The organism is Wolbachia endosymbiont (group A) of Andrena helvola (assembly GCF_964028415.1).
GTDB lineage: Bacteria > Pseudomonadota > Alphaproteobacteria > Rickettsiales > Anaplasmataceae > Wolbachia > Wolbachia pipientis.
In genome coordinates, this window is record NZ_OZ034779.1 from 303,676 (window position 1) to 324,152 (window position 20,477).

At 34.9% G+C, this 20,477-nt stretch carries 23 protein-coding genes and 1 pseudogene; 9 read left to right on the forward strand and 15 right to left on the reverse strand.

Going from position 1 to position 20,477, the window contains the following annotated elements; translation table 11 throughout:
* Positions 1-13: 13 nt before the first annotated feature.
* From ABWU73_RS01630 to recG, 5 genes are all read right to left on the reverse strand, one after another.
* Positions 14-301, reverse strand: coding sequence for a hypothetical protein (locus ABWU73_RS01630; RefSeq protein ID WP_007549783.1), 288 nt, complete (start codon positions 299-301; stop codon positions 14-16).
* Positions 302-528: 227 nt separating this feature from the next.
* Positions 529-1,227, reverse strand: a complete 699-nt coding sequence (locus tag ABWU73_RS01635) for an IS4 family transposase (RefSeq protein WP_353285499.1) — start codon at positions 1,225-1,227, stop codon at positions 529-531.
* Positions 1,228-1,286: 59 nt separating this feature from the next.
* A complete protein-coding gene (locus tag ABWU73_RS01640; RefSeq protein WP_353285500.1) occupies positions 1,287-1,697 on the reverse strand; it encodes a hypothetical protein in 411 nt (136 codons plus the stop codon).
* Positions 1,698-1,813: 116 nt separating this feature from the next.
* Positions 1,814-1,999, reverse strand: a complete 186-nt coding sequence (locus ABWU73_RS01645; protein ID WP_264329655.1) for a hypothetical protein — start codon at positions 1,997-1,999, stop codon at positions 1,814-1,816.
* 594 nt (positions 2,000-2,593) lie between these two features.
* Positions 2,594-4,615: an ATP-dependent DNA helicase RecG gene (recG, locus tag ABWU73_RS01650; RefSeq protein ID WP_264329656.1), complete on the reverse strand. Its 2,022-nt coding sequence runs from the start codon at positions 4,613-4,615 to the stop codon at positions 2,594-2,596.
* 296 nt (positions 4,616-4,911) lie between these two features.
* On the opposite strand from recG, the gene ABWU73_RS01655 reads away from it, so the two are divergent.
* Positions 4,912-5,709: a hypothetical protein gene (locus ABWU73_RS01655; protein ID WP_209472619.1), complete on the forward strand. Its 798-nt coding sequence runs from the start codon at positions 4,912-4,914 to the stop codon at positions 5,707-5,709.
* A gap of 12 nt (positions 5,710-5,721) precedes the next feature.
* Here ABWU73_RS01655 and miaA read toward each other — a convergent pair whose 3' ends face one another.
* Positions 5,722-6,615 carry a tRNA (adenosine(37)-N6)-dimethylallyltransferase MiaA gene (miaA, locus tag ABWU73_RS01660; RefSeq protein ID WP_264329657.1) on the reverse strand — a complete coding sequence of 298 codons (894 nt, stop codon included), beginning with the start codon at positions 6,613-6,615 and terminating at the stop codon, positions 5,722-5,724.
* A gap of 75 nt (positions 6,616-6,690) precedes the next feature.
* Here miaA and ABWU73_RS01665 point away from each other — a divergent pair, with 75 nt between their 5' ends.
* The 5 genes from ABWU73_RS01665 (at position 6,691) to ABWU73_RS01685 (ending at position 10,305) form a co-directional block, all read left to right on the forward strand.
* Positions 6,691-7,161 carry a hypothetical protein gene (locus tag ABWU73_RS01665; RefSeq protein WP_010082479.1) on the forward strand — a complete coding sequence of 157 codons (471 nt, stop codon included), beginning with the start codon at positions 6,691-6,693 and terminating at the stop codon, positions 7,159-7,161.
* A 118-nt stretch (positions 7,162-7,279) separates the two neighbouring features.
* Positions 7,280-7,867 carry an L-threonylcarbamoyladenylate synthase gene (locus ABWU73_RS01670; protein WP_006280292.1) on the forward strand — a complete coding sequence of 196 codons (588 nt, stop codon included), beginning with the start codon at positions 7,280-7,282 and terminating at the stop codon, positions 7,865-7,867.
* 17 nt (positions 7,868-7,884) lie between these two features.
* Entirely contained in the window at positions 7,885-8,706 is an 822-nt protein-coding gene (locus ABWU73_RS01675) for an AAA family ATPase (RefSeq protein WP_038199127.1), read from the forward strand.
* 73 nt (positions 8,707-8,779) lie between these two features.
* Positions 8,780-9,574 carry a hypothetical protein gene (locus ABWU73_RS01680; RefSeq protein WP_022626354.1) on the forward strand — a complete coding sequence of 265 codons (795 nt, stop codon included), beginning with the start codon at positions 8,780-8,782 and terminating at the stop codon, positions 9,572-9,574.
* A 68-nt stretch (positions 9,575-9,642) separates the two neighbouring features.
* The gene (locus ABWU73_RS01685; RefSeq protein WP_010082435.1) at positions 9,643-10,305 is read left to right on the forward strand and encodes a hypothetical protein; all 663 of its coding nucleotides are present in this window, start codon (positions 9,643-9,645) and stop codon (positions 10,303-10,305) included.
* Here ABWU73_RS01685 and ABWU73_RS01690 read toward each other — a convergent pair.
* From ABWU73_RS01690 to ABWU73_RS01720, 7 genes are all read right to left on the reverse strand, one after another.
* Positions 10,302-11,798 carry a proton-conducting transporter membrane subunit gene (locus ABWU73_RS01690; RefSeq protein WP_010962853.1) on the reverse strand — a complete coding sequence of 499 codons (1,497 nt, stop codon included), beginning with the start codon at positions 11,796-11,798 and terminating at the stop codon, positions 10,302-10,304. The two genes, ABWU73_RS01685 and ABWU73_RS01690, sit on opposite strands and share 4 nt — an antisense overlap.
* 114 nt (positions 11,799-11,912) lie before the next feature.
* Positions 11,913-12,167, reverse strand: coding sequence for a hypothetical protein (locus ABWU73_RS01695; protein ID WP_264329658.1), 255 nt, complete (start codon positions 12,165-12,167; stop codon positions 11,913-11,915).
* Positions 12,168-12,178: 11 nt separating this feature from the next.
* On the reverse strand, positions 12,179-12,550 hold the full coding sequence (locus tag ABWU73_RS01700; RefSeq protein WP_010082456.1) for a holo-[acyl-carrier-protein] synthase: 372 nt from the start codon (positions 12,548-12,550) through the stop codon (positions 12,179-12,181).
* Complete coding sequence (proS, locus tag ABWU73_RS01705) at positions 12,547-13,815, reverse strand: proline--tRNA ligase (protein WP_022626352.1); 1,269 nt, start codon at positions 13,813-13,815, stop codon at positions 12,547-12,549. Before proS ends, ABWU73_RS01700 begins: the two co-directional genes overlap by 4 nt.
* Positions 13,816-13,917: 102 nt before the next feature.
* Positions 13,918-14,265 carry a hypothetical protein gene (locus ABWU73_RS01710; protein WP_010962849.1) on the reverse strand — a complete coding sequence of 116 codons (348 nt, stop codon included), beginning with the start codon at positions 14,263-14,265 and terminating at the stop codon, positions 13,918-13,920.
* On the reverse strand, positions 14,262-14,915 hold the full coding sequence (locus ABWU73_RS01715; protein WP_209472625.1) for a hypothetical protein: 654 nt from the start codon (positions 14,913-14,915) through the stop codon (positions 14,262-14,264). Before ABWU73_RS01715 ends, ABWU73_RS01710 begins: the two co-directional genes overlap by 4 nt.
* 412 nt (positions 14,916-15,327) lie before the next feature.
* Positions 15,328-15,492 (reverse strand): hypothetical protein, encoded by a 165-nt coding sequence (locus tag ABWU73_RS01720; protein WP_162829040.1) that lies wholly within the window; start codon positions 15,490-15,492, stop codon positions 15,328-15,330.
* A 181-nt stretch (positions 15,493-15,673) separates the two neighbouring features.
* Here ABWU73_RS01720 and ABWU73_RS01725 point away from each other — a divergent pair.
* The 3 genes and pseudogenes from ABWU73_RS01725 to ABWU73_RS01735 all read left to right on the forward strand — a co-directional run bounded on the left by ABWU73_RS01725 (position 15,674) and on the right by ABWU73_RS01735 (position 18,660).
* Positions 15,674-16,929, forward strand: a pseudogene (locus ABWU73_RS01725) (IS4 family transposase).
* Between the two features lie 440 nt (positions 16,930-17,369).
* Complete coding sequence (locus ABWU73_RS01730; protein ID WP_010082469.1) at positions 17,370-17,897, forward strand: c-type cytochrome; 528 nt, start codon at positions 17,370-17,372, stop codon at positions 17,895-17,897.
* Position 17,898: 1 nt separating this feature from the next.
* Positions 17,899-18,660, forward strand: coding sequence for an alpha/beta hydrolase (locus ABWU73_RS01735; protein WP_012673268.1), 762 nt, complete (start codon positions 17,899-17,901; stop codon positions 18,658-18,660).
* A gap of 175 nt (positions 18,661-18,835) precedes the next feature.
* Here the strand turns inward: ABWU73_RS01735 and trpS are convergent, their stop codons facing one another.
* Entirely contained in the window at positions 18,836-19,834 is a 999-nt protein-coding gene (gene trpS, locus ABWU73_RS01740; protein WP_006280207.1) for a tryptophan--tRNA ligase, read from the reverse strand.
* A 17-nt stretch (positions 19,835-19,851) separates the two neighbouring features.
* Positions 19,852-20,421: a nucleotide exchange factor GrpE gene (locus ABWU73_RS01745; RefSeq protein ID WP_012673267.1), complete on the reverse strand. Its 570-nt coding sequence runs from the start codon at positions 20,419-20,421 to the stop codon at positions 19,852-19,854.
* Positions 20,422-20,477 lie beyond the last annotated feature (56 nt).

Here is a 20,477-nt window from a genome sequence, read left to right on the forward strand (position 1 = left end):
ATATAAAAAGGCTTTATCTAGTAAGGCTTTTTAAGGTTGGCTGTATTTTATTTTTTACGTATACCGGATCACAATCAGCCAATATACATGTGTGCACAAAATCTTGACTAAAGTCTGATAACCAAGAAATTGCCTTACGTTTTTCTACCAAGCTTTCTGTTTTTTTGCAGTGACTTGCTGCATCAATCATTGCCTGCGCTATTACTGATTTCCACAGCAAATAATACCTTTGTATATCATCTGACGTACTATTTGTTTCATAGTGGTTAAAAAATTCTTTAAAATTGAAGTTGTTTGACATAATGATACCTCTTTGGATTGAAATTTGAAATGATTTGAGTTTATGTCGCCACAGCAGATTCCGCTAACAAGCAGCGGGATAACGAATTACTTAACCGTCATTACACCGTCATACCGCGATTCATTCGCGGTATCTCGCTAACAAGCAGCGGACCGTCATACCGCCGCGGCGCTAACAAGCAGCGGGATGACGGTTGTCAGGCCAGCGCCCCATAAGTGTTGAAAGTATCAAAAATAACGTGATATGAGATGATCAACGGCATGTAAATTACCTCCCGACAGTAAAACAATCGAACGTATAAAAGAGTCATTTAGATCCAATGTGAATTGCAGTAATGCTATTTTGAACCCATGTAGATTATTTTTGATTTTATAAACAAGAAATAACAAAGCCGTAATAATAATCATGTAAATATACACCTTCATGCCATTCATAGTATGGCTTAAAAAGTGCTTATATCCAAGATTTTGCTTTATAAATTTAAAGAACACTTCTATATCCCATCTGCGCCTATATAGCTCTGTTACTTCATAAGCTGGCATTTCAAACAAGTTTGTCAAAAACCATATTTCATCTCCAATTTTATTTCTGATTTTTATTAGCCGTAGATCATGCTTTTCTGCCACTTTACCTCGTGCACGATAAAGATTAACTATTATATCTTCTAAAATCTCTGATCCATCCGATTTTTGTTCTCTTATAACTTTGTTCCTGCTTATAACATCATGTTTTCTTCCTACTTTAACTCTTGTGATAAATTTGTACTCCTTTTCATCAAATTCGGCAAAAGTTCCAACTTTTCTGATTCCTCTATCAAATAATAAAATATCCTCTTTTTCAACTTTAGCTTCATTAATTGCTCTCACTAATGCTATATCTTCACTACTTTCTTCTTGTCCTTTACAAAATCTTATACTTGTCGGCAATTGATCCTTTAATCCTACACTCACTTTAACTTGACTGTCGTTACTTTTACCGCCTATTTTTAGCCCATCTTTTTGAGATATCCCGATAAATTTATGATCGTCGAATCAAACTTATGTAAGTTATTTGATGTTTTTTGGGGTAATAGCTTTTTAATCTTGCTCATCAAATCAATGTATACTCCCTTAAAATATTCTGGATTTATAACTTTTAACCTTTTTGACAAACCACTGTATGTTACTGTACTTTTATCGCTATTCTTATCCATTATACACCTGTTTATTACCATTTCTAGCACTCTTAGGCTTGTTTTTTGCCCCATTAATATTAACTTCATTAGACCTTTAAATATAATCTTGCCCAACAATTTAGTATTACATTTATCTACTTCACTTAATTTTCCTAGCCTTTCTAAATCCTCATCTTTTATTAAATTTAGTACTCTTTCTATTTGATCCATTATTGCCTCCATTTTCTTGCAATAATAGTTCTTTATGTCTTTTTTGTGTTACTTTCAACACTTATGGCCAGCGCCCCCATGATGTCATTCAAGTAGCTGACACTGGTTCCTTTATGACGGCAGTGCCCCTATGGTGTCATCCCAGTGCTTGACACTGGGATCCAGGAATTTTGATTGGACACTGGGTTGGTAAGCATAAAAGTGTTATGTAAAATACAACGTTCTTGATGGGATTGCATGAAATGCTGGATCCCAGTGTCTGGGCACTGGGATGACACCATAGGAGGCTGCTTGGATGACAAAAAAAGGAGCACTGGAATGACAGCAATCTACGTCATACCGCGATTCATTCGCGGTATCTCAGCCGCTAACAAGAGATCCCGCTAACAAGCAGCGGGATGACGGTTGTCGTTTAGCCATAAACATTAAGAAATTTACCAAATAAAAAAAAGGCAAAAGAAGCCCCGTGGTTATTATCCGCTTTAAAATATTGGCGTTTTTTATGTTTTAAACGCTTGACAAGCGAGATTCAGCCGCTTTTAATTGCAACTAACTTACGCTGCAAATGTTTAAGAAATTTACTAAGCAGAAAAAAAGACAAAGAATCCCCGAGTTAGCTAGTCTTTTACTATCTCTGTCGAGTATTGGCATTTTTTGATGTCTTGTAACGCTTTATAAGCGCGTTCAGCTTATTTAGATAAAAATCTAGATGTAGATGAAGTTTTGTAAAGACATACAGTATCTATATACTGCAAAAAATTGAACATAAGACGCCGATACATTAAGTAATCCTTACCTTTTAATCTGCAGATTGGCGAAAGCAAATACAATAGCTTCAGTTTCATGATAAGGGGGCTGGCGGAGTTTGTCAAGGAAGTTTTTTCGTTTCTGTGGGCTACCTGGTTTTCCTACTGAAATTTTGAAAAATGTAATCTACTCCTATATTCAAATATATCAAGCAGTAATTCAAAATCAGCCATTGCGCCTTTTGCGTTATTATACGCGAGATTGAGCAGCTCTTTGTCCTGATATAAATCAGCAAATTTAAATTCCATACATCCTGATTGTTTTGTGCCTAAAATATCTCCACTGCCTCTTAGCATCATATCCCTTTCAGCAATGTAAAATCCATCTTGTGACTCACACATGATCTTTAACTTTGAAGATGAGCTTTTACTTAAATTATCGTATAATAATACACAAAAAGATGGCTTGTTTCCTCGCCCTACTCTGCCTCTTAACTGATGCAATTGTGATAACCCAAATTGCTCTGCATTTTCTATAATCATGATGGTTGCATCTGGCACATCTATACCAACTTCTATCACAGTGGTTGCAACAAGCAGAGAAAATTCATTCCTTTTGAAGGAAAACATAACTTGATCTTTCTGCTCCTGAGTCAATTTTCCGTGTATTATCCCGACTTTATCAAGAAATGTTTTTTGTAATTCCTGAAAACGCATCTCTGCTGCAGCAATATTGGTCTCTTCGTTTTCTTCTATATATGGACAAATCCAATATGCTTTTTCGCCCCTGTTTATAGCACCTTTTAGCTTTTCAATAACATCTGGCACCCTACTAATGTTCATAGTTACAGTTTTTATTGGCAATCTGGATTTTGGTTTTTCTTTCAAAATTGAACATTCAACGTCACCATACATAGCTTGCTGCAAAGTTCTTGGAATGGGAGTTGCAGTAACGAAAAGTATATCGGCATTTTCTCCTTTTCCTACCAAGCGATTTCTCTGCATCACTCCAAATCGCTGTTGCTCGTCTATGACTGCAAGCCCTAAATTTTTAAATGTAACGTTAGCTTGAAATAGTGCATGAGTGCCAATCACTATATTTAAAACACCACTTGCAAGTTCGTTCATGATAATCTTTCTTTCCTTGCGCGAAGTTTTACCAGTAAGCAGCGCAACTTTTATATCGGTACAGGATAAAACTTCCTCAATCCAATTATAATGTTGCTCCGCCAAGATAGTAGTCGGTGCCATTAGAGCTGCCTGCATGTTGTTTTCTACCACATTTATCATCGCAAAAAGTGCAACTACGGTTTTGCCACTACCAACATCACCTTGCAGCAAGCTTATCATGCGATACTTGGATTTTTGTCTCTCTGAGATCTCATCTATTGCACGAGTTTGATCATTTGTTAATTGAAACGACAATTCATTTAAAACTTGCTCTTTGTATTTACTCAATATTATAAATTCTCTTCCCCTTTCTTTCACATGATTTTTTCTTGCAAGTTTCAGCGCTAGCTGATACGCAAACAATTCATCATAAGCAAGCCTTTTTCTACAAACCTCAGCTTCCACCAATGAGCTTGGTCTGTGCAACTTTATGATGCTTTCCCTCCAACTTAACCATTTTTTTTGCTTGATTAATGTATCATCTATCCACTCTGGTAAATCAGGCAATTCCTTTAGATTAGAGCTTATTATGTTCCCAATGCGCTTATTGGTAATGCCACGGCATAATTGGTAAACTGGCTCTATGCAAGCTATTTCTTTAAATTGGTTGATGTCAAGCGACACGTAATCTGGATGAGTAATTTGCCAATGTTCAGCAAACTTTTCGAGCTTGCCACTGATGATTACAGAAGCTCCAGTTGGAAATAGTTTATATAAATACTTAACTGAGTAATTAAAAAAGACTATGAACATATACTGACTCTCACTTTCAACGACTATTTTATATGGTCTACCTCTAAAAGTGGGCGACTGATGCTCATAAACTTTTGCAATGAAAGTTGTAAATTCTCCAACTCGAGCATCAGATAGTAACTTGCTTCTATCCACATAACTAAGTGGCTTATAAAACAGCAGATCCACCACCTTGTCCCCACCACAAAGTTTAGGCAATATTGCGGAATGGAACTTAGGTATATTCTCCAGCCTGCTATTTAGAAAAATCTGATTGCTCATTGAGATTCATACATGTGTAAAACTGTTATAGAGCCTTTTTAAAATCTTGTCACCTTATGGTCAGGTATGCACTATAGCTAGCACAGCTCTCTAACGTTATACCGCGATTCATTCGCGGTATCTCAGCCGCTAACACGTAACGGAATGACGAATTTGTTGTTTTTAAAATCGTCGGTAAGCCTAAGTTACCCCTAACTATATTTGCTATCATAGGGCTTATAGTAGGTATTTTATTAACTTATTAATCATTTTTATGTATTATTATACCATTAGCAGTCTATATCAAGGTATTAATGATGAACAGCTCTACACCAAAAGAAAAGGAAAATCCAATAGTTACACTAAGAGCTCAAGCAGAAAAGTTTGGTTTTAGCAGGTTGAGGGCTGGTAAAGATAATGCTGAAGCGAATTCTGGTGCAACTATGTACGTAGATCTTCCAAGAATGAAACTTGTTATTCAGAACAAAGTTATAACAAAAGAGCTTGTTGATGAATTATATAATAAACATACCAACCTCATTTCAAATGACAAAAATAAGTACCGCCAATTTGTAAAACAAGTTTTTACAGAGCTATTTGAATATGCTGAAGCAGAAGTTCCAAATGATTCTATTCTAGAAGAACTAATCACTAATTGTAACCAGGCTGCTTATGTGGGTGCATTGTATGGTAAAGGAGGACCTATCCTTCATTTAGCTGAAACATATGGGTTATTGTTTCAGTCTAATCATGTAACACATATTAATTGTAGTGATCCAAGTCATGCGGCAATCAGAATTGAAGAAAAAATTGCAGTTCGCACTTTTGCAGAACTGGAAGAAGAATTATGTAAATTGGATAGCTCGCTAGAATTCACACTTAAGTCTCAAGGTGACAAAGATGTAACATATGAAGATGGTAAATTGTCGCTCACTGTTCCTCGAAAATTGAGAGATTACAAAATTGATGGCAGAAATTTATTTGATGTCATTAAGGAGTATTTTTACGAATTCTGCGAGAAGCTAGGATTTAAGTTGAAAATAGAGCATGACTTGGATAAGCAACTGAAAGTGAACAGTGTAGAGTCACTTACCCACGATAAGGGTAGGACTTAGCCTTGATAATGATTAAGATATCTCAATCTCTGTAAGCTTATTTGCACAATCAATTACTTTAGAACTCGGAAATTGATTTTTAAACCAAGTATACTGACGTTTCGCGTAGTGTCTTGTATTGGTTTGAGCAATCTGTATCGCTTCGTCTAAAGTAATCTCACCTTTCAAGTACTTTATAATTTCTGGCACTCCGTGTGCTTTCATAGCTGGCAAATGTGGGGCTAGGTTCATGTTAAGTAGCTTTTTTACTTCATCAATTGCTCCATTTTCAATCATTTTGATAAAACGAGAATTTATTTTTTGGTATACATCCTCACGTTTAGGCAAAATTGTATATATCTTAAAATTATTGAATAAAGGAGGCTGTCGATTTTTCTGCCATACGAAAATCGACTTGCCAGTTTCAGTGATAACTTCAAGTGCCCTTGAAAGGCGGTGCGAGTCATTCATGAATACTTTACCTTGAATCCTTGGATCTTTGCTTAGCACTAATTTGTAAAACTCCTCTTTACTTAAATTTTTCCTTAATTCGCTTACATTTTTCCTTACTTTCTGACTTATTTGTGGCATTGATGATAAGCCTTTGATTAAACTGCTGATGTAAAGCCCGCTTCCTCCAGTGATGATAGGTATTTGAGCATTTTCTAATGCGTGATTAACTTCTTTTTCTAAATCCTCTAACCATAGACCCACGGAATAATTTTCTTTTGCTGAAACATAACCATATAATTTATAAAATTCTTCTTGCTTTAGTGGTTGAGCAGTAATTATGGGAATTTCTTTGTATACCTGCTTTGAATCACAATTTATTATACTAATATTTCCATATTTTTCTCTCAGGTTATCGCATAATTCTGATTTACCTGAGGCCGTAATTCCTGTAATAATTACTATATTATTTTTCATTTATATTAATTTAATTAACATATGATAAAGTGTAGTAAAAGTTTGGATTCTACAATCTAAAGTTTGGAGATTTTTATGGCAGAAAACAACGACAATAATTCATTTACTAAGCGTTTCACAAACAGGACTCCTGGCGGTACAGGGGAAGGTTTTTCCAGTAAGTATTCGTCTCAAAACACCAAAGAACGGGCATTAGGGGAAAAAGGAAAAATTTCTGAATTAGCAGGCAAAAAAACCGAATCCAAGGAAGCTTTTTCTGAAAGTGGCGGCATAAAAAGTAAAAGCAGAACTGTCAATGAAAGATCTTTTGCTGATGCAACAAAAAGAAGTAGGTCAGATCTTATATACTTAGTCCGTGGTAAAGATCGTGGAAAATCAGCGTGGCATTATGTATTAGTTGATAAAGAGAAAAGAGAAATGTTTCTAGCAAAAAGCAGAACTGGCTCTATAGATGTTGCAGACTATGGAGAGATTTTGTATTCAGGATGGGGAGAGGATCCACCACAGGCAATAATTGATAAAGTCAATGAAGAGTTTGGGTTGTAGCAAATCTGCATAACAAATGGTAAGCTGCGTTGCATTACGTTTACAAAAACTAGCAGTTACTATATAAGATACAGTGCAACAAAACTGATCTAGTTGTTATGAATAAGTTTTTAGCTATATGGTATCTAAAATAATAAATGCAATACAGAACAATTTATTAGTGTGTTTTCCAACAGAAACAGTGTATGCTCTTGCTTGTAATGCACTAGATAATGAATCTATAGGAAAAATATATCAGATAAAGAAACGCTCTCAAAATAAACCACTGTCTATATTTGTTAGTGATATTTACAATTTGACAAAAATAGCAAAGGTAAAGGAAAGATATATTGATTTAATAAACCACTTTTCTCCTGGACCAATTACCTATATTTTACCACTTAAAAACAACAACATATTGCCAAACGAATTCTTTAAAGATAGTATAGGTATCAGAATTCCTGAGCATCCTATTGCAATTTCAATACTAAACAAACTGAAAGTTCCAATAGTTGCAACTAGTACAAATATTTCAGGAAAAGAAAGTGTATGTAAGGCAAACGATATACCACAATCCATTAAGCAACATTTATCTGTAGTGATTGAAGATGACGAACTAGTTTCTGGTATAGAATCTACTATTATTGACTTAACCGAAGATAAGATTAAGGTTTTAAGGGAAGGTGCAATTTCATTACAAACAGTAAACAACGCATTTTCAAACTAAAATCTATAGGAGAAAGAATGAAAAAAGTAATAGGCCACAACCAAGCCAAAAAAAAAATAATGAACAACTTATCTGTTCAGTCTTGGCTGATCTGTGGTAAAAAAGGTATAGGAAAAGCAACACTTGCAAAATCCTTCTCCAATTGGTTACTCATAAAAAACTATAATGAAGTAGCATTGGACTTACACATTGTTGAAGGTGATACTATCGGAATAGAAAAAGTCAGAGAAATGAAAAACTTTCTACACTTAAGTCCCATTCAATCAGAACACAAAATAGCTATAATAGATAGCTTAGAGGCAATGACTAATAACGCTAAAAACGCAATATTGAAAATATTAGAAGAGCCGCCAAAAAATTCTAAGATATTTATAATTAGCCATAAGCCATATGATATACAAACCACTATCCGGTGTAGGTGCTTTCAGCTAAATTTACTCCCATTAACTTATGATGAAACAAAGCAAGTTGCTTCATCTCAATGTAAATTTGATAATCAAACGTTTGACGAAATGATTACTTTATTTCCTGGAATGCCAGGAATGATAATAAATACAATAAGTAGTGATGCTTATGAAGCATACAAATGCTTTTATAAATTTCTTCATGATTTAAAGAATCCCAATATGATTAATAAAGTAATTAATAGCGAAATCGAACTAGAACTAGCATCATATATAATTCAGGCCTTCATTTTAGAAAGCATAAAGAGAGAGGTAAATGGTGTTGAAATTCTGCTAAGTCAGTGGAAAAAAATAGATGAACTTTTCGTTGCCGCAAAGCAACTCCACTTAGATAAAAAGCATGTTTTAGCTAATGTAGTTAATATCATGACATAAGTTTACAAAGTATAATACTTTTAACATAAATTCATGATAAAATTCTGTTAATTTAATACTCGAAGTATATAATTTGACTGATAATAAATTAACTGTATGGCAATCAATAGAAGTTTTGACGAAAGCCATATTGAACATGCAGAAAAAATTAAGCTTAATTAAGAATATAGCTTCAGATCAAGACATAACCCTAGAAAAAGGAAAGGAGTTGTTAAGTGGCATTTATGAAGCAAATTTTAAGCTAAACAAGACAATCAATATAGCTACTTTGCCAAAAATTGGCTATCATATGCTAAATGGTGAGCTTGTTGTACGTAATCATATTACGGAAGAGGAAGTAAAGATTCCTGGAGATTTTCATTACCTTAAAGTCGTAAAATCCGATCATGATAATTATAAATTAACGTTTTGTAATTTTTTAGGTAATGAGTTTTTTGAATATAAAAAGTATGATCCACAATATTCTGGTATTTCAGATGAATATAAATTTGTGGATTTTGGTAGTGTAAAAAAGACTCATAATCTAAAATTTAAGGAATACATTGGTCATGCACCTAAATTTTTTGCTGCAGAAGGGCCTATTGAGCCTGGATCCCAAAACCATGTAATTGATCTATTTGAGCTAGTCAAAAGTGGTAAAGGTAGAAAAGTGGGAACCTTTGCTGATGAATTTGGTTATTTTGATGATCAAAATAAATTACATTATTATAATTATCACAAAAGTGTAGAAAGTAATACTTATGATCCTGAAAATTTCAGTGTAAAAATGATAAATATAGATGTGAGCAAAATCGATAAATTCTACCTCATTGCAGAACAAGGTGATATAATCATTCATCCTATTTGGGAAAATTTAGACATATTTTAAAGTTTTTTTTAGAGTATCTAAGCTTATTGTTATTATAATGATCCGATTAGGTCTGGTAGTATTGTGTTATGGAAGATAAATTGCTTGAATCAGTAAAAAACAAAAGTTATTTCAGTAAAGCAGTCGAATGGTACTGCCATAGGTATCTGTTTTGTGTAGCAGAAAGATCTTGGATGGCATTAATAGTATCGCTTCTCCTAGTATGCTTATGTTTATTAACATTAAACATATACCTGTTATTTCCTATTAAAAAAGATTTAAATTTTGTGAAGTATATGAACCACACAGAAGATGAGTTCTCTGCAATGCATAAGCTTAGTTTCAGTAAAAAGGAAGATGAATACACTTCCACAGCGAGGTACTTAATAAGTAAATACATTGAAATATACGAGTCCATTAAGATCGTTGAACCGAAGTACCAAGAAAATTTTATAAGAAACAATTCTATACATAAAATCTATCAAGGCTTTCAGGAAAAAACGAATAATGAAGCTGGTAATTTGTCTTTATCTAAAAGAAAAATCGCCAACATAAATGTAATAACATTATCTATTGATCGATCGACCAAGGACTTAGTTACATTTGCTGGAAATGCTACTGTAGTTTTTACAACCGAGCAAAATAAGGAGGATACTGTGGAGATTAGCTTCACTTTGTCGAATATAAAAGCAACTCTGGCTGGTATAATACCATTTAAATTTATTGTTAATGGTTATAAATACAGATTTTAAAATATTACTTGGTAGCTAAAAAAAATAACCAAAGTGCACATAGCAGTAATAACTGGAGGTAAAACTAGAAGAATTGGTGTTTTTTTAATAAAGTAATTCTGAGAAGGTTTTAAGAAAAAGGCGTTGTAAATTATCGGTAAAAAGTACAGAGCGTTGAGTATAGTACTAACAATTAACACTAGAGTTACAAACACAGAAAGTATTACATTGCCAGAGTTGAAAACAGCTTGAAAAATGAGAAATTTACCCCAAAAAGTCGGAGCAGGCGGCACCCCTATCATAGACAATGCACCTATAGCAAATGCTGTCATGCTAATTGGCATACTGCGTCCTATACCGTAAATCTTATCTATATATTTCTCACCTGCTCTCGTTATTATTGCTCCGGCAACGAAAAACAAAGTGATTTTTGCAAATGCGTGGCAAACTAATTGAAAAATTGCAACCCTCATGCTGAGATCACTAAAAATTGAAGCGAATAATATAATATACGACAATTGAGAGATGGTAGAGTAAGCAAGCAATTTCTTTAATTCTTTTTGCTTTAGTGCAATCAATGATGCAGTAATAATAGTAAATCCAGCAGCGTACGGAAGCCACCCTCCAGCAAACCAATTTTGCTGCACAAAACGTTGCATATTATCGACGCCGAAAGTGTATAATATAACTTTTATGATGATGAAAACTCCGGATTTCACAACAGCAACAGCGTGCAGTAGTGCACTCACAGGAGTTGGTGCAACCATTGCTTTTGGTAACCAAAAATGCATTGGCATTAATGCAGCTTTTCCTATTCCGTAAATCAGCATAGCAAAACACACTGCAATGAAAGTGATGAGTGAAGTATCAAATTTGAATATTCCACCGCTTACAAAGTCTAAAGTATGAAATTCATGATATAAAAGGCCTATTGCAGGAAAAAATAATACCAAAGAAGAGAAAAATAGCACGCCAAAGTAATAGCGTCCTGCAATCATTGATTCATTTGTTGAGTTGTAAGTAACCAGAGGGTATGTACTAATAGTTAGAAGCTCATAAAAGACAAATGTAGTGAGCAAGTCTCCAGAAAAAGCAATAAACATTGCACAGCCAATCGATATTGAAAAAAAGCATAGAAAACTTGAGTGATTGCTATCAGCATAGTTATTCTGCATATAACATATTGCATATATACTGGTCAGCACCCATAAAAACGATATTAATAAACTGAATATTACTCCGGTAGACTCTAGCTTTAAACTAATGTGCAAATTATTACCAAAATCCATGAGAATAAATTGAGAATGATCACCATATACCCAATATAAAGTGCACAGACACGTATACGTAAACAGAAGTACAGAAGAAGTGACAGTAATACTATTGTTCACTCCGGGCCATTTACCAGTAAAAAAAATAACTAACGCACTTAAAAGTGGAATCAACGCAGTAATTAATAAATAATTCTCAGTAATTGAAAATGGTAAGGAAAGAGACGTTAAAACACAGTCCATTAAATAATTCATCTTTTTGTTTAGGTAAAGCTAGAATTATACTAAAATCATAGAAAAACCGCTATGTTTTTTTGGCAAACTAGTCGTTTGTGTATGCTATAGCTATACTGCGATTCATTCCACAACTGTACGAACATTTGTTTTTGTTAAACACAACAAAGATGTCATCCCAGTGCCCTGACTACTTGGATCCAGGAAAGTTTGCTTGCTCACAAGCAAACTAGCATAGAAAAACGTTTTCGATGAGATTGCAGAAAACCAGTGTCTGGGCACTGGGATGACAAAGGAGGACAGTGTCAAGCACTGACCATTTGCTGTGCAGTTTACCTTTAAAAATGAATGTTCATACAGTAAGCCATAAGATGACAAAAGAGTAAACTTTATCTGTGTGAGCTATAGACGCAAATTACAACAAATGCAGTAGCGTAATCTCCATCGTCACTTAAAGAAAGATGAATTTTGGAGATAAAATCCTTGCTAACGGTAAGATATGGCTTGCCTCTTACATCATTGTATATTTCTATATCTTTCATTGTAATACCCTGACCACTACCTCGTGCTTTAACAAAAGCTTCTTTTGCTGCAAAGCGTTTAGCAAAATACCTTGCTCGCATTTCTTGACTATTATACTTTCTACTTAGCTCTATTTCCTTTTCAGTGTAGATTCTATTGAGAAATTTTTCCCCGTATTTTTGTAATATTCTCAATATTCTTGGTATATATACTATGTCAGTGCCGATACCGTGTATCATTTTGCGCTAAAGTGATTTATTGCTTCCTCAATCTGCATTTCCTTTACCTCTCCAGTTGCTCTATTTTTTACTTCAACTATATTTTCACTTACTGCTTTCTTTCCGACAATTATTTGCCACGGCAAGCCTATCAGATCCATTCTAGAAAATTTTACTCCTACACTCCCTTCCGTATCATCGTAAAGCACTTCATCGCTCTTCAAAGCTTTGTATATTTTATCTGCAGCCTCCGTTACTTTCGTTTGTAAATTGATTAAACCAATTCTGAAAGGAGCTACCTCCTCCGGCCAGATAATTCCCTTATCATCATGAAAAGCTTCTATTATCGCACCAACAAGTCTTGAAACCCCAATGCCATACGAACCCATATGTATATTGACATTTTTTCCATCTTGAGAAGTAACACTTGCCTTCATAGGCTTTGAATATTTGTCGCCAAAATAAAAAATATGCCCTATTTCAATACCTTTACTAACATTTAACTGCTCTTGTGATATAGGGCAAGTCTCAGGATCATGCATATCATCTGCAACTGCGTATATACTCTTTAAACTTTCAATATCTTCACTCTCTAGTAGTTCAGAAAATTTATTGTCATAATATAAAGTGCTCTCACCAGTGTTTGCCAATATATGAAACTCGTGGCTCAAATTTCCTCCAATTGGCCCCGTATCAGCTCGAACTCCAATTGGAGTAAATCCCATGCGTTTGAAGATTTTTATGTAAGTTTTGTACATCAAATTATATGAATTCAGTGCACCTTCGTAATCTACATCAAAACTGTATGCATCCTTCATCAAAAATTCCCTGCCCCTCATAACACCATAACGTGGTCTTACCTCATCACGGAATTTCCATTGAATTTGGTATAAACAAAGTGGCAAATCTTTGTAACTTTTTACCACATCTCTAATTAAATCAGTTGCTATCTCCTCATGCGTTGGACCAAAAAGCATATCTTCCTCATGTCTATCCTTTATGCGTAGCATTTCCTTACCGTAATCATCGTAACGCCCTGATTCTCGCCAAAGACTTGCTGGTTGCACACAAGGCATTAATGCTTCAATAGCACCGGATTTGTTCATTTCATCTCTGATAATATCTTCAATATTCTTAAGCACTAAGAGACCAAGTGGTAACCACGTATAGATGCCAGATGCTATCTGCTTTATTAAACCTGCACGCAAAGAATATTGATGGGAGATAATTTTAGCATGGGCAGGCTTTTCCTTTAGAGTTGGCAGGTAATATTTGGATAAGCGCATATAATAGATCTGATTGTATTAAGTAATCTTAATACAATCAGACCTGTAGGTAAACTTATTTTGAAAAGGAAGGGAAGTGCATGGCTGACCATTTCATAGTTATCATAGTCCTTGTACAACATTTTCCTTTTGGCATCGCAACGCTTTTCCACCAAACTGTGCTATGCGATCCTCAACAGAAAGAGGAGGTGAATCTTGCACCTCATTATCCACTGAGTCAACATTATTTACTTGTGGTGAATCAACACACGAACTTGGCGGTACCGGTGACTCCTCTTCACTATCTGAGAATTGCATGACTGCTGCTCTCTCCTTAAGTCTCTTTGTCCAATCTGAATCATTATCATCCGACTTCTTTCTCTCTGCTTGCTCCCTATCTATTCTTGCAGCAAACTCTTCTGGTGTTTCTTTTTTGTCAGTGCCCCCACTACTTTCTAATTTTGCTTTCAATTCATTTGTAAAATTTTGTTGCTGCCCACTCTTTTTAACGTAGTACCTCCTCTTATCTGTTCAAACAGAGTAGAATGATTATTATTCTCAGGTTCACCAGCCTTCTTCGGTGCATCATTCTTAGGTTGCTCCGTACGCTTGGAAGCTGTAAAAAAATGCGGAGGCGGAGGTGGTAGTGCAGCATCTTGTGGCAATGGAGGAGGTGGCGGCGGTGGTACACTGACACTTGGATTTGGTTGTGTTCCAAACGTTACTGGAGGTGATTGAGGAGTAGGTACATTTGATTTATTCTCCAGATTAGTACAATTTTTACACACAAATTTTTGTGGTTCTTGAGATGGAGTATGGCCGAATTTCTGTCCATTAAGACCTACTTCTTTCTTATTATCATCTCTAGAAATAGCCAGTTTAACAAGATATGTCACTGAAATAAGTGCAACAACCGTAGAAACAGCAAAAATTGCTAAAGGAACTGCTGCAATAGGACCAGAACCAGAAACTGCTATAATAACATAAGGAAGATATTGACCAGATATGAAACTAAATATAGATAATAATGAAACAGCAATTAAAGGTTTCCATATAGTCTGCTTAGTTTTAGTAAGCTCCTGACTATCTTTTAGCAATGAAGAATTATTGGATATCATCATTTCTTTGCCTCACTTGTTAACGATAATTTAATAATAACCCAATTAATAATTTCTGTCAATAATTAATTATGAAAAACAAAGTTGCAATTTGAATAGATAAGCTATAAGTAATATACGACCAGCAATAGCCATACAATAGACTTCTTGTATAACCCACACTAAGTAGAAAAAAGGTGTCATCCAAGTAGCTGACACTGCTCTCCTTTGTCATTCCAGTGCTTGACACTGGAATGACACCGAAGGGGCTACTGCCGTCTTGGATGGAAACCAGTGTCAGAACTAGTTAACCATGGGGCTTCTTTTGCCTTTTTTTCCATTTGGTAAATTTCTTAAATATTTATGGCTAACATGAAGCTAAGTACGAACTTTGTTAAACATAACAAATGGTGCCATTCCAGTGCTCCTTTTTTTGTCATCCCAGTGCTTGACACTGGGATCCAGTTTTCCATATAATCTCATCGAAAATGTTGTAACCACTTTCTGTGCTAGTTTGCTTGCTTACAAGCAAACTTTCCTGGATCCCAGTGTCTGGGCACTGGGATGACATCATAGGGACACTGGGATTACACCCTGACAATCGTCATCCAGCTACTTGTTAGCGGCTAAGAGATACCGCGAATGAATCGCGGTATGACGGTTCGTGGCGGCATGACGATAACCTCGTCTCACTGCCATTAAGTTAAGGAAAAAAGATAGATTTTATGGGATAATGATGTATACCAATAAGTTTAAAGGTAGTATGAGTAAAAAAGGCAGTAATAAAATTTATTCAAAATGAATTGGCAAGTCTAGAATTTATAGAATCCCATAAATCATCTTCAAAAGATTTTATGAGAAAGAGGAAGTTATCTTTTATTGACATATTTATCTTAATTTTAAGAAAAAGTGTAAAGTCGCTGCAAGTAATACTAAACGAATTTATTTTATATAGGAAAAAAGACTATACCGTTACTGCTAGTGCTTTTAGTCAAGCAAGAAAAAAAATGAAACACAGTGCATTTTCAGAAATTAACGAAGGTGTGGTTTCCTTGTACTACCAAGACCAAAAATTTAAAACTTGTTTTGGCTTTAGAGTGTTAGCTCTTGATGCCTCCAAAATCATTTTACCAACAAGCGTTGAAATAAAAAATGAATTTGGCTCAAGAAAAATACGTAACCAAAAACCAAAAGATTTAGGTGATTATGCAAGTGCAACCTTTGCGGTTTGTTAAGATGTGCTAAATAATGTTGCCATAAGGTCAGTGTTAGATAGAGGTAACACTCATGAAATTAACTTAGCAGATGAAATGCTTAAAGTTGTAAATACTAATGACTTACTGATTTGTATATTTATCTTATAAATTTCTTTCTAGCCTTACAAAAAGAAAAATTGCTTATGTCATTCGATGTCCCAGATCATCTTTTAATGAAGTGAATGCTATGTTTGAAGAAAAAAGCCCATCTAGTGTTGAGGTTACCATATGTGCTCAGCGTAAGATAAAACAAGAAAATAGTGGAATAACGCTTCAAAGTGGTACTGCCATCTGGTGAAATTGAAGTGTTAGCTACATCATTAATGGATGAACAAAAGTTTCAAACTGGAGGATTTAAGGAGTTATATTTTTTACGCTGGGGAGTTGAGACATTTTTTGCAAAACTCAAAGGAAGACTAAGTCTAGAAAATTTTACAGGAAAAAGTGTTGAGTCTGTTAAACAGGATTTTTGGTCAGCTATCTTTATTAGCAACCTAGAAAGTGTTATGACAGAAGATGTAGAAGAAGCGTTGAATATGGACTTAACCGATGATAAGCTTAAGAGGAGCATTAACAAATCTGTCTCATTTAACGCGATCAAAAACTTGGCTTTCGACATTTTTGCTACGGAATCAGATACTGACTGCATTATGGATCAATTATCAAAGCTATTTTTGATGAACACTTTGGCGGTAAGAAAGGGAAGGAAAGTTGATCGTCATAAGGTACCTTATCTTCGTTCGTTCAATTACCAAAAAAGGGTTAGAAAACACATATTTTGACTAGAGGTAGTATTCATATCTTCTGATAATAACTGGGTAGCTTATTGCCATAGCTCCTGTAAAATGACTTCTAAACAAACTATTTCTTAAGTAATTTACACTTCAGAGTTTATCTGCTTTAAAGTTTACTCTATTCTGTTTCAGTATTTGTCATAAATCCTTAATTATTTCTGACTTTTTAGTTCAGTTTTTAACCATTCTTTCCTTAACTTAATGGCAGTGAACCTCGTCATCCCGCTACTTGTTAGCGGGATCTCTTGTTAGCGGCTGAGATACCGCGAATGAATCGCGGTATGACGGTTCGCGGCGGTATGGACGTAGGAAAACCTTTCTTGGGTCAGCTATAGAGACTCTCATCTTTAGCGAGCTTCAAGGTAATTGGTTGCTATTTGCGAAAATATTCGCATAATTTAAGTAACATTACTTAATAAAAATTAACTATGGAGCTTAATAAGATTGCAGCATCGATTTTACTTTCTGGGCTAATCATTATGATAGTTAGTAATGTAGTTGATATGCTTTACAGTCCAGAAGAATATAAGATTGAACACCAAACGATAGTAGCTGCTGGCAGCAATGAGTTCCAGCAAAAAATCGAGCAAGTGGCGCTTGATATTGGAGCGCTCATGCAGAATGCTAGCTTTGAGAAAGGTAAATCAGCAGCAAAAAAATGTATAGCCTGCCATAGTTTTGAGAAAGGTGGAATGAATAAAGTAGGACCAAACTTATGGAACATAGTTGGAAATAAAAAGGCCCATCTTGGTAACTCATTCAATTACTCAAAAGCAGTGCTTGAAAGAGGTGGAAAATGGGGGTATGAGGAGCTATTTGCCTTTTTAAAGAACCCAAAAGCCTATATAAAAGGTACACGTATGGCATTTGCAGGTATTTCCAATCCACAAGAAATTGCAGATCTAGTTAGTTATTTGCATCAATTGAGTGATAGCCCGGTTGCTTTGCCAAAGTAGTATGGATTATTGTAAATTGTTTGATGGAAATAATGGTCACATAGCATATCGAAAGCTACAAGGAAAGAAAGCTTCTGTAGTTTTTTTCGGTGGATTTGCATCCAATATGGATGGAACTAAAGCAACTGCTATTTACAAATTTTGCCAAGAAAATGACGTAGCACTTGTGCTATTTGATTATTTTGGTCACGGTCATTCAAGTGGTAATTTTATTGATTACACGATAAGTGATTGGCAAAAAAATTGTGCTAAAGTAATGAGTGAATTAACTAGCGATAAACAAATAATTATAGGTTCAAGTATGGGAGGATGGCTGATGTTGCTCACTGCCCTTCAATTTCCAGAAAAAATTGCAGCACTAATTGGTATATCGTCTGCTCCCGATTTTACTGAAGATTTGATATTCAAGCAATTGTCAGGCAAGCAAAAAGAAGAACTAGATTCTAAAGGTGTAATAGATTTTACTTCAGAGCATTGTACATACAAAATAACTAAAAATTTGATCGAAGATGGCAGAAAGAACCTTCTTTTAAACAAAAAGACAATAGATATAAACTGTCCTGTGCGCTTGCTGCATAGCATTAATGATAAAGATGTTCCTTATCAAACTTCATTGAATTTAGCTGAAAAAATTAAGTCAACCGATGTTGAAGTACACTTAATAAAATCAGCAGAGCACAATATGTCTGACAATCATTCACTGGAAGTTTTATTTAAGACCATTAGAGAATTTTGTAACCAGACTGCATTCTGTGATTTTTAGCAAAACACGATTTTTCATTTGAGCTTTCTTCAACTTAAAATAAATACAGAAAATTGCTGCCTATAGCTAAACTGACTTAGATTTACCGACAATTTGAAAAACCGTCATCCCGCTACGTGTTAGCGGCTGAGATACCGCGGCGGTATGACGGTTCGCACCATCACACTTTGGAACCTTACAGATATTGAGCAAATCCAATAATATCCTTGATTTCTTTTATATTATGGGTTGCAATTTCTGCTGCTTTCTTTGTGCCTTTTTTTAATATTTCATGTAAATGGAATTGGTCTTTTAAAAGATCATTCATTTTCTCACGTATGGGTGATATAACACTGATAATTAAATCAGCTAACTCTTTTTTGAAGTGCTTCATGTCATGTTTGTTCACTTCTTCACATACTTTTTCTGCATTTACATTACTAAGCACTGAATAAATGTTTATCAAATTGCTTATTTCTGGTCGGCACTTTAAAGTAGCAAAGCCTAGAATTGAATCTGTTTTTGCTTTTTCTATTTTTTTGACAATTAAGTCATCCGTATCATCAAGGTTAATGCACGAATGTTCTGAAGGATCAGATTTACTCATCTTGCTTGTGCCATCCCTTAAGCTCATTATCCTTGATGTGCAATCCAAAGTTAAGATTTCAGGTACGATGAAATAATCCAGCTTATAATGATTGTTAAAAGCTGATGCAATATCACGTGCAAGCTCCAAATGCTGTTTTTGATCATCACCAACAGGAACGTATTTAGTTTGATACAACAATATATCTGCAGCCATAAGTACTGGATAACTATATAATCCAAGAGAGGCTTTTTGTTTATCGCTGCCAGCTTTATCTTTAAATTGAGTCATGCGATTAAGCCAACCAATTGGTGTATAGCATCCAAGCAGCCAGCCCAGTTCTGCATGACCACTAACTGTGGACTGACTAAAAATAATGGACTTTTCTGTATCTATTCCGCATGCAATATAAGCTGCTGCTGTTTTGAAAATATTACTTTTTAATTCACTTGCGGGAAGCTTATTTGCTGTGATTGCGTGTAGGTCGACAATACAAAAAAGAGATTTGTATTTATCCTGTAAGTCTATCCACTGTTTGATTGCACCAAGATAATTACCTAAATGTAGTACGCCACTTGGCTGGATACCTGAAAAGACAATACTTGTCATTATACATTTACCTCATGCTAATCGCTTCCACAATCAGCAGATTTCTTAGAAAGAATAACCATTGCAGGACGGAGCAACCTATTTTTGATAGTATAACCAGTTTGTAGTACTTCTACAATGGTGCCAGGCTTTTTTTCATTGTCTTCTCTTTCCACAACAGCTTGGTGTAAATTACTATCAAAAAGCTCACCAAGTGGATCTACTTCCTCTATTCCATGTTTTTTTAGATCATTTATAATTTTTTGATAAGCTACTTTAATCCCCTCATGAACAGGATCACCGTCTTTCAAAATTTCCATTACTCTTTTTAAATTGTCGCACGAGTCGATCATATCACGTGCAAGTTTTGTGACTGCGTAGTCACTTGCATCGCTAATTTGCTTTTGCATTATACGTTTGACGTTTTCATTATCTGCAACAGCACGGCGTAAATGATCTTCAAGCTGAACTGCACGTTCTTTTAATGTATTGAGATCTTCATTTAAATCATCAGTTTGCTTATGGTTATCACTTTGTTGGTCGTCACCTTTCTGCCTACTTACCATATCAGCAAACTTCTTCTTTTTCTCCTTACTGCTATCTGACATATCATTACCCTTAAGAATCTAATAAATATATAACAATTAATCTGAAAATATCAAGC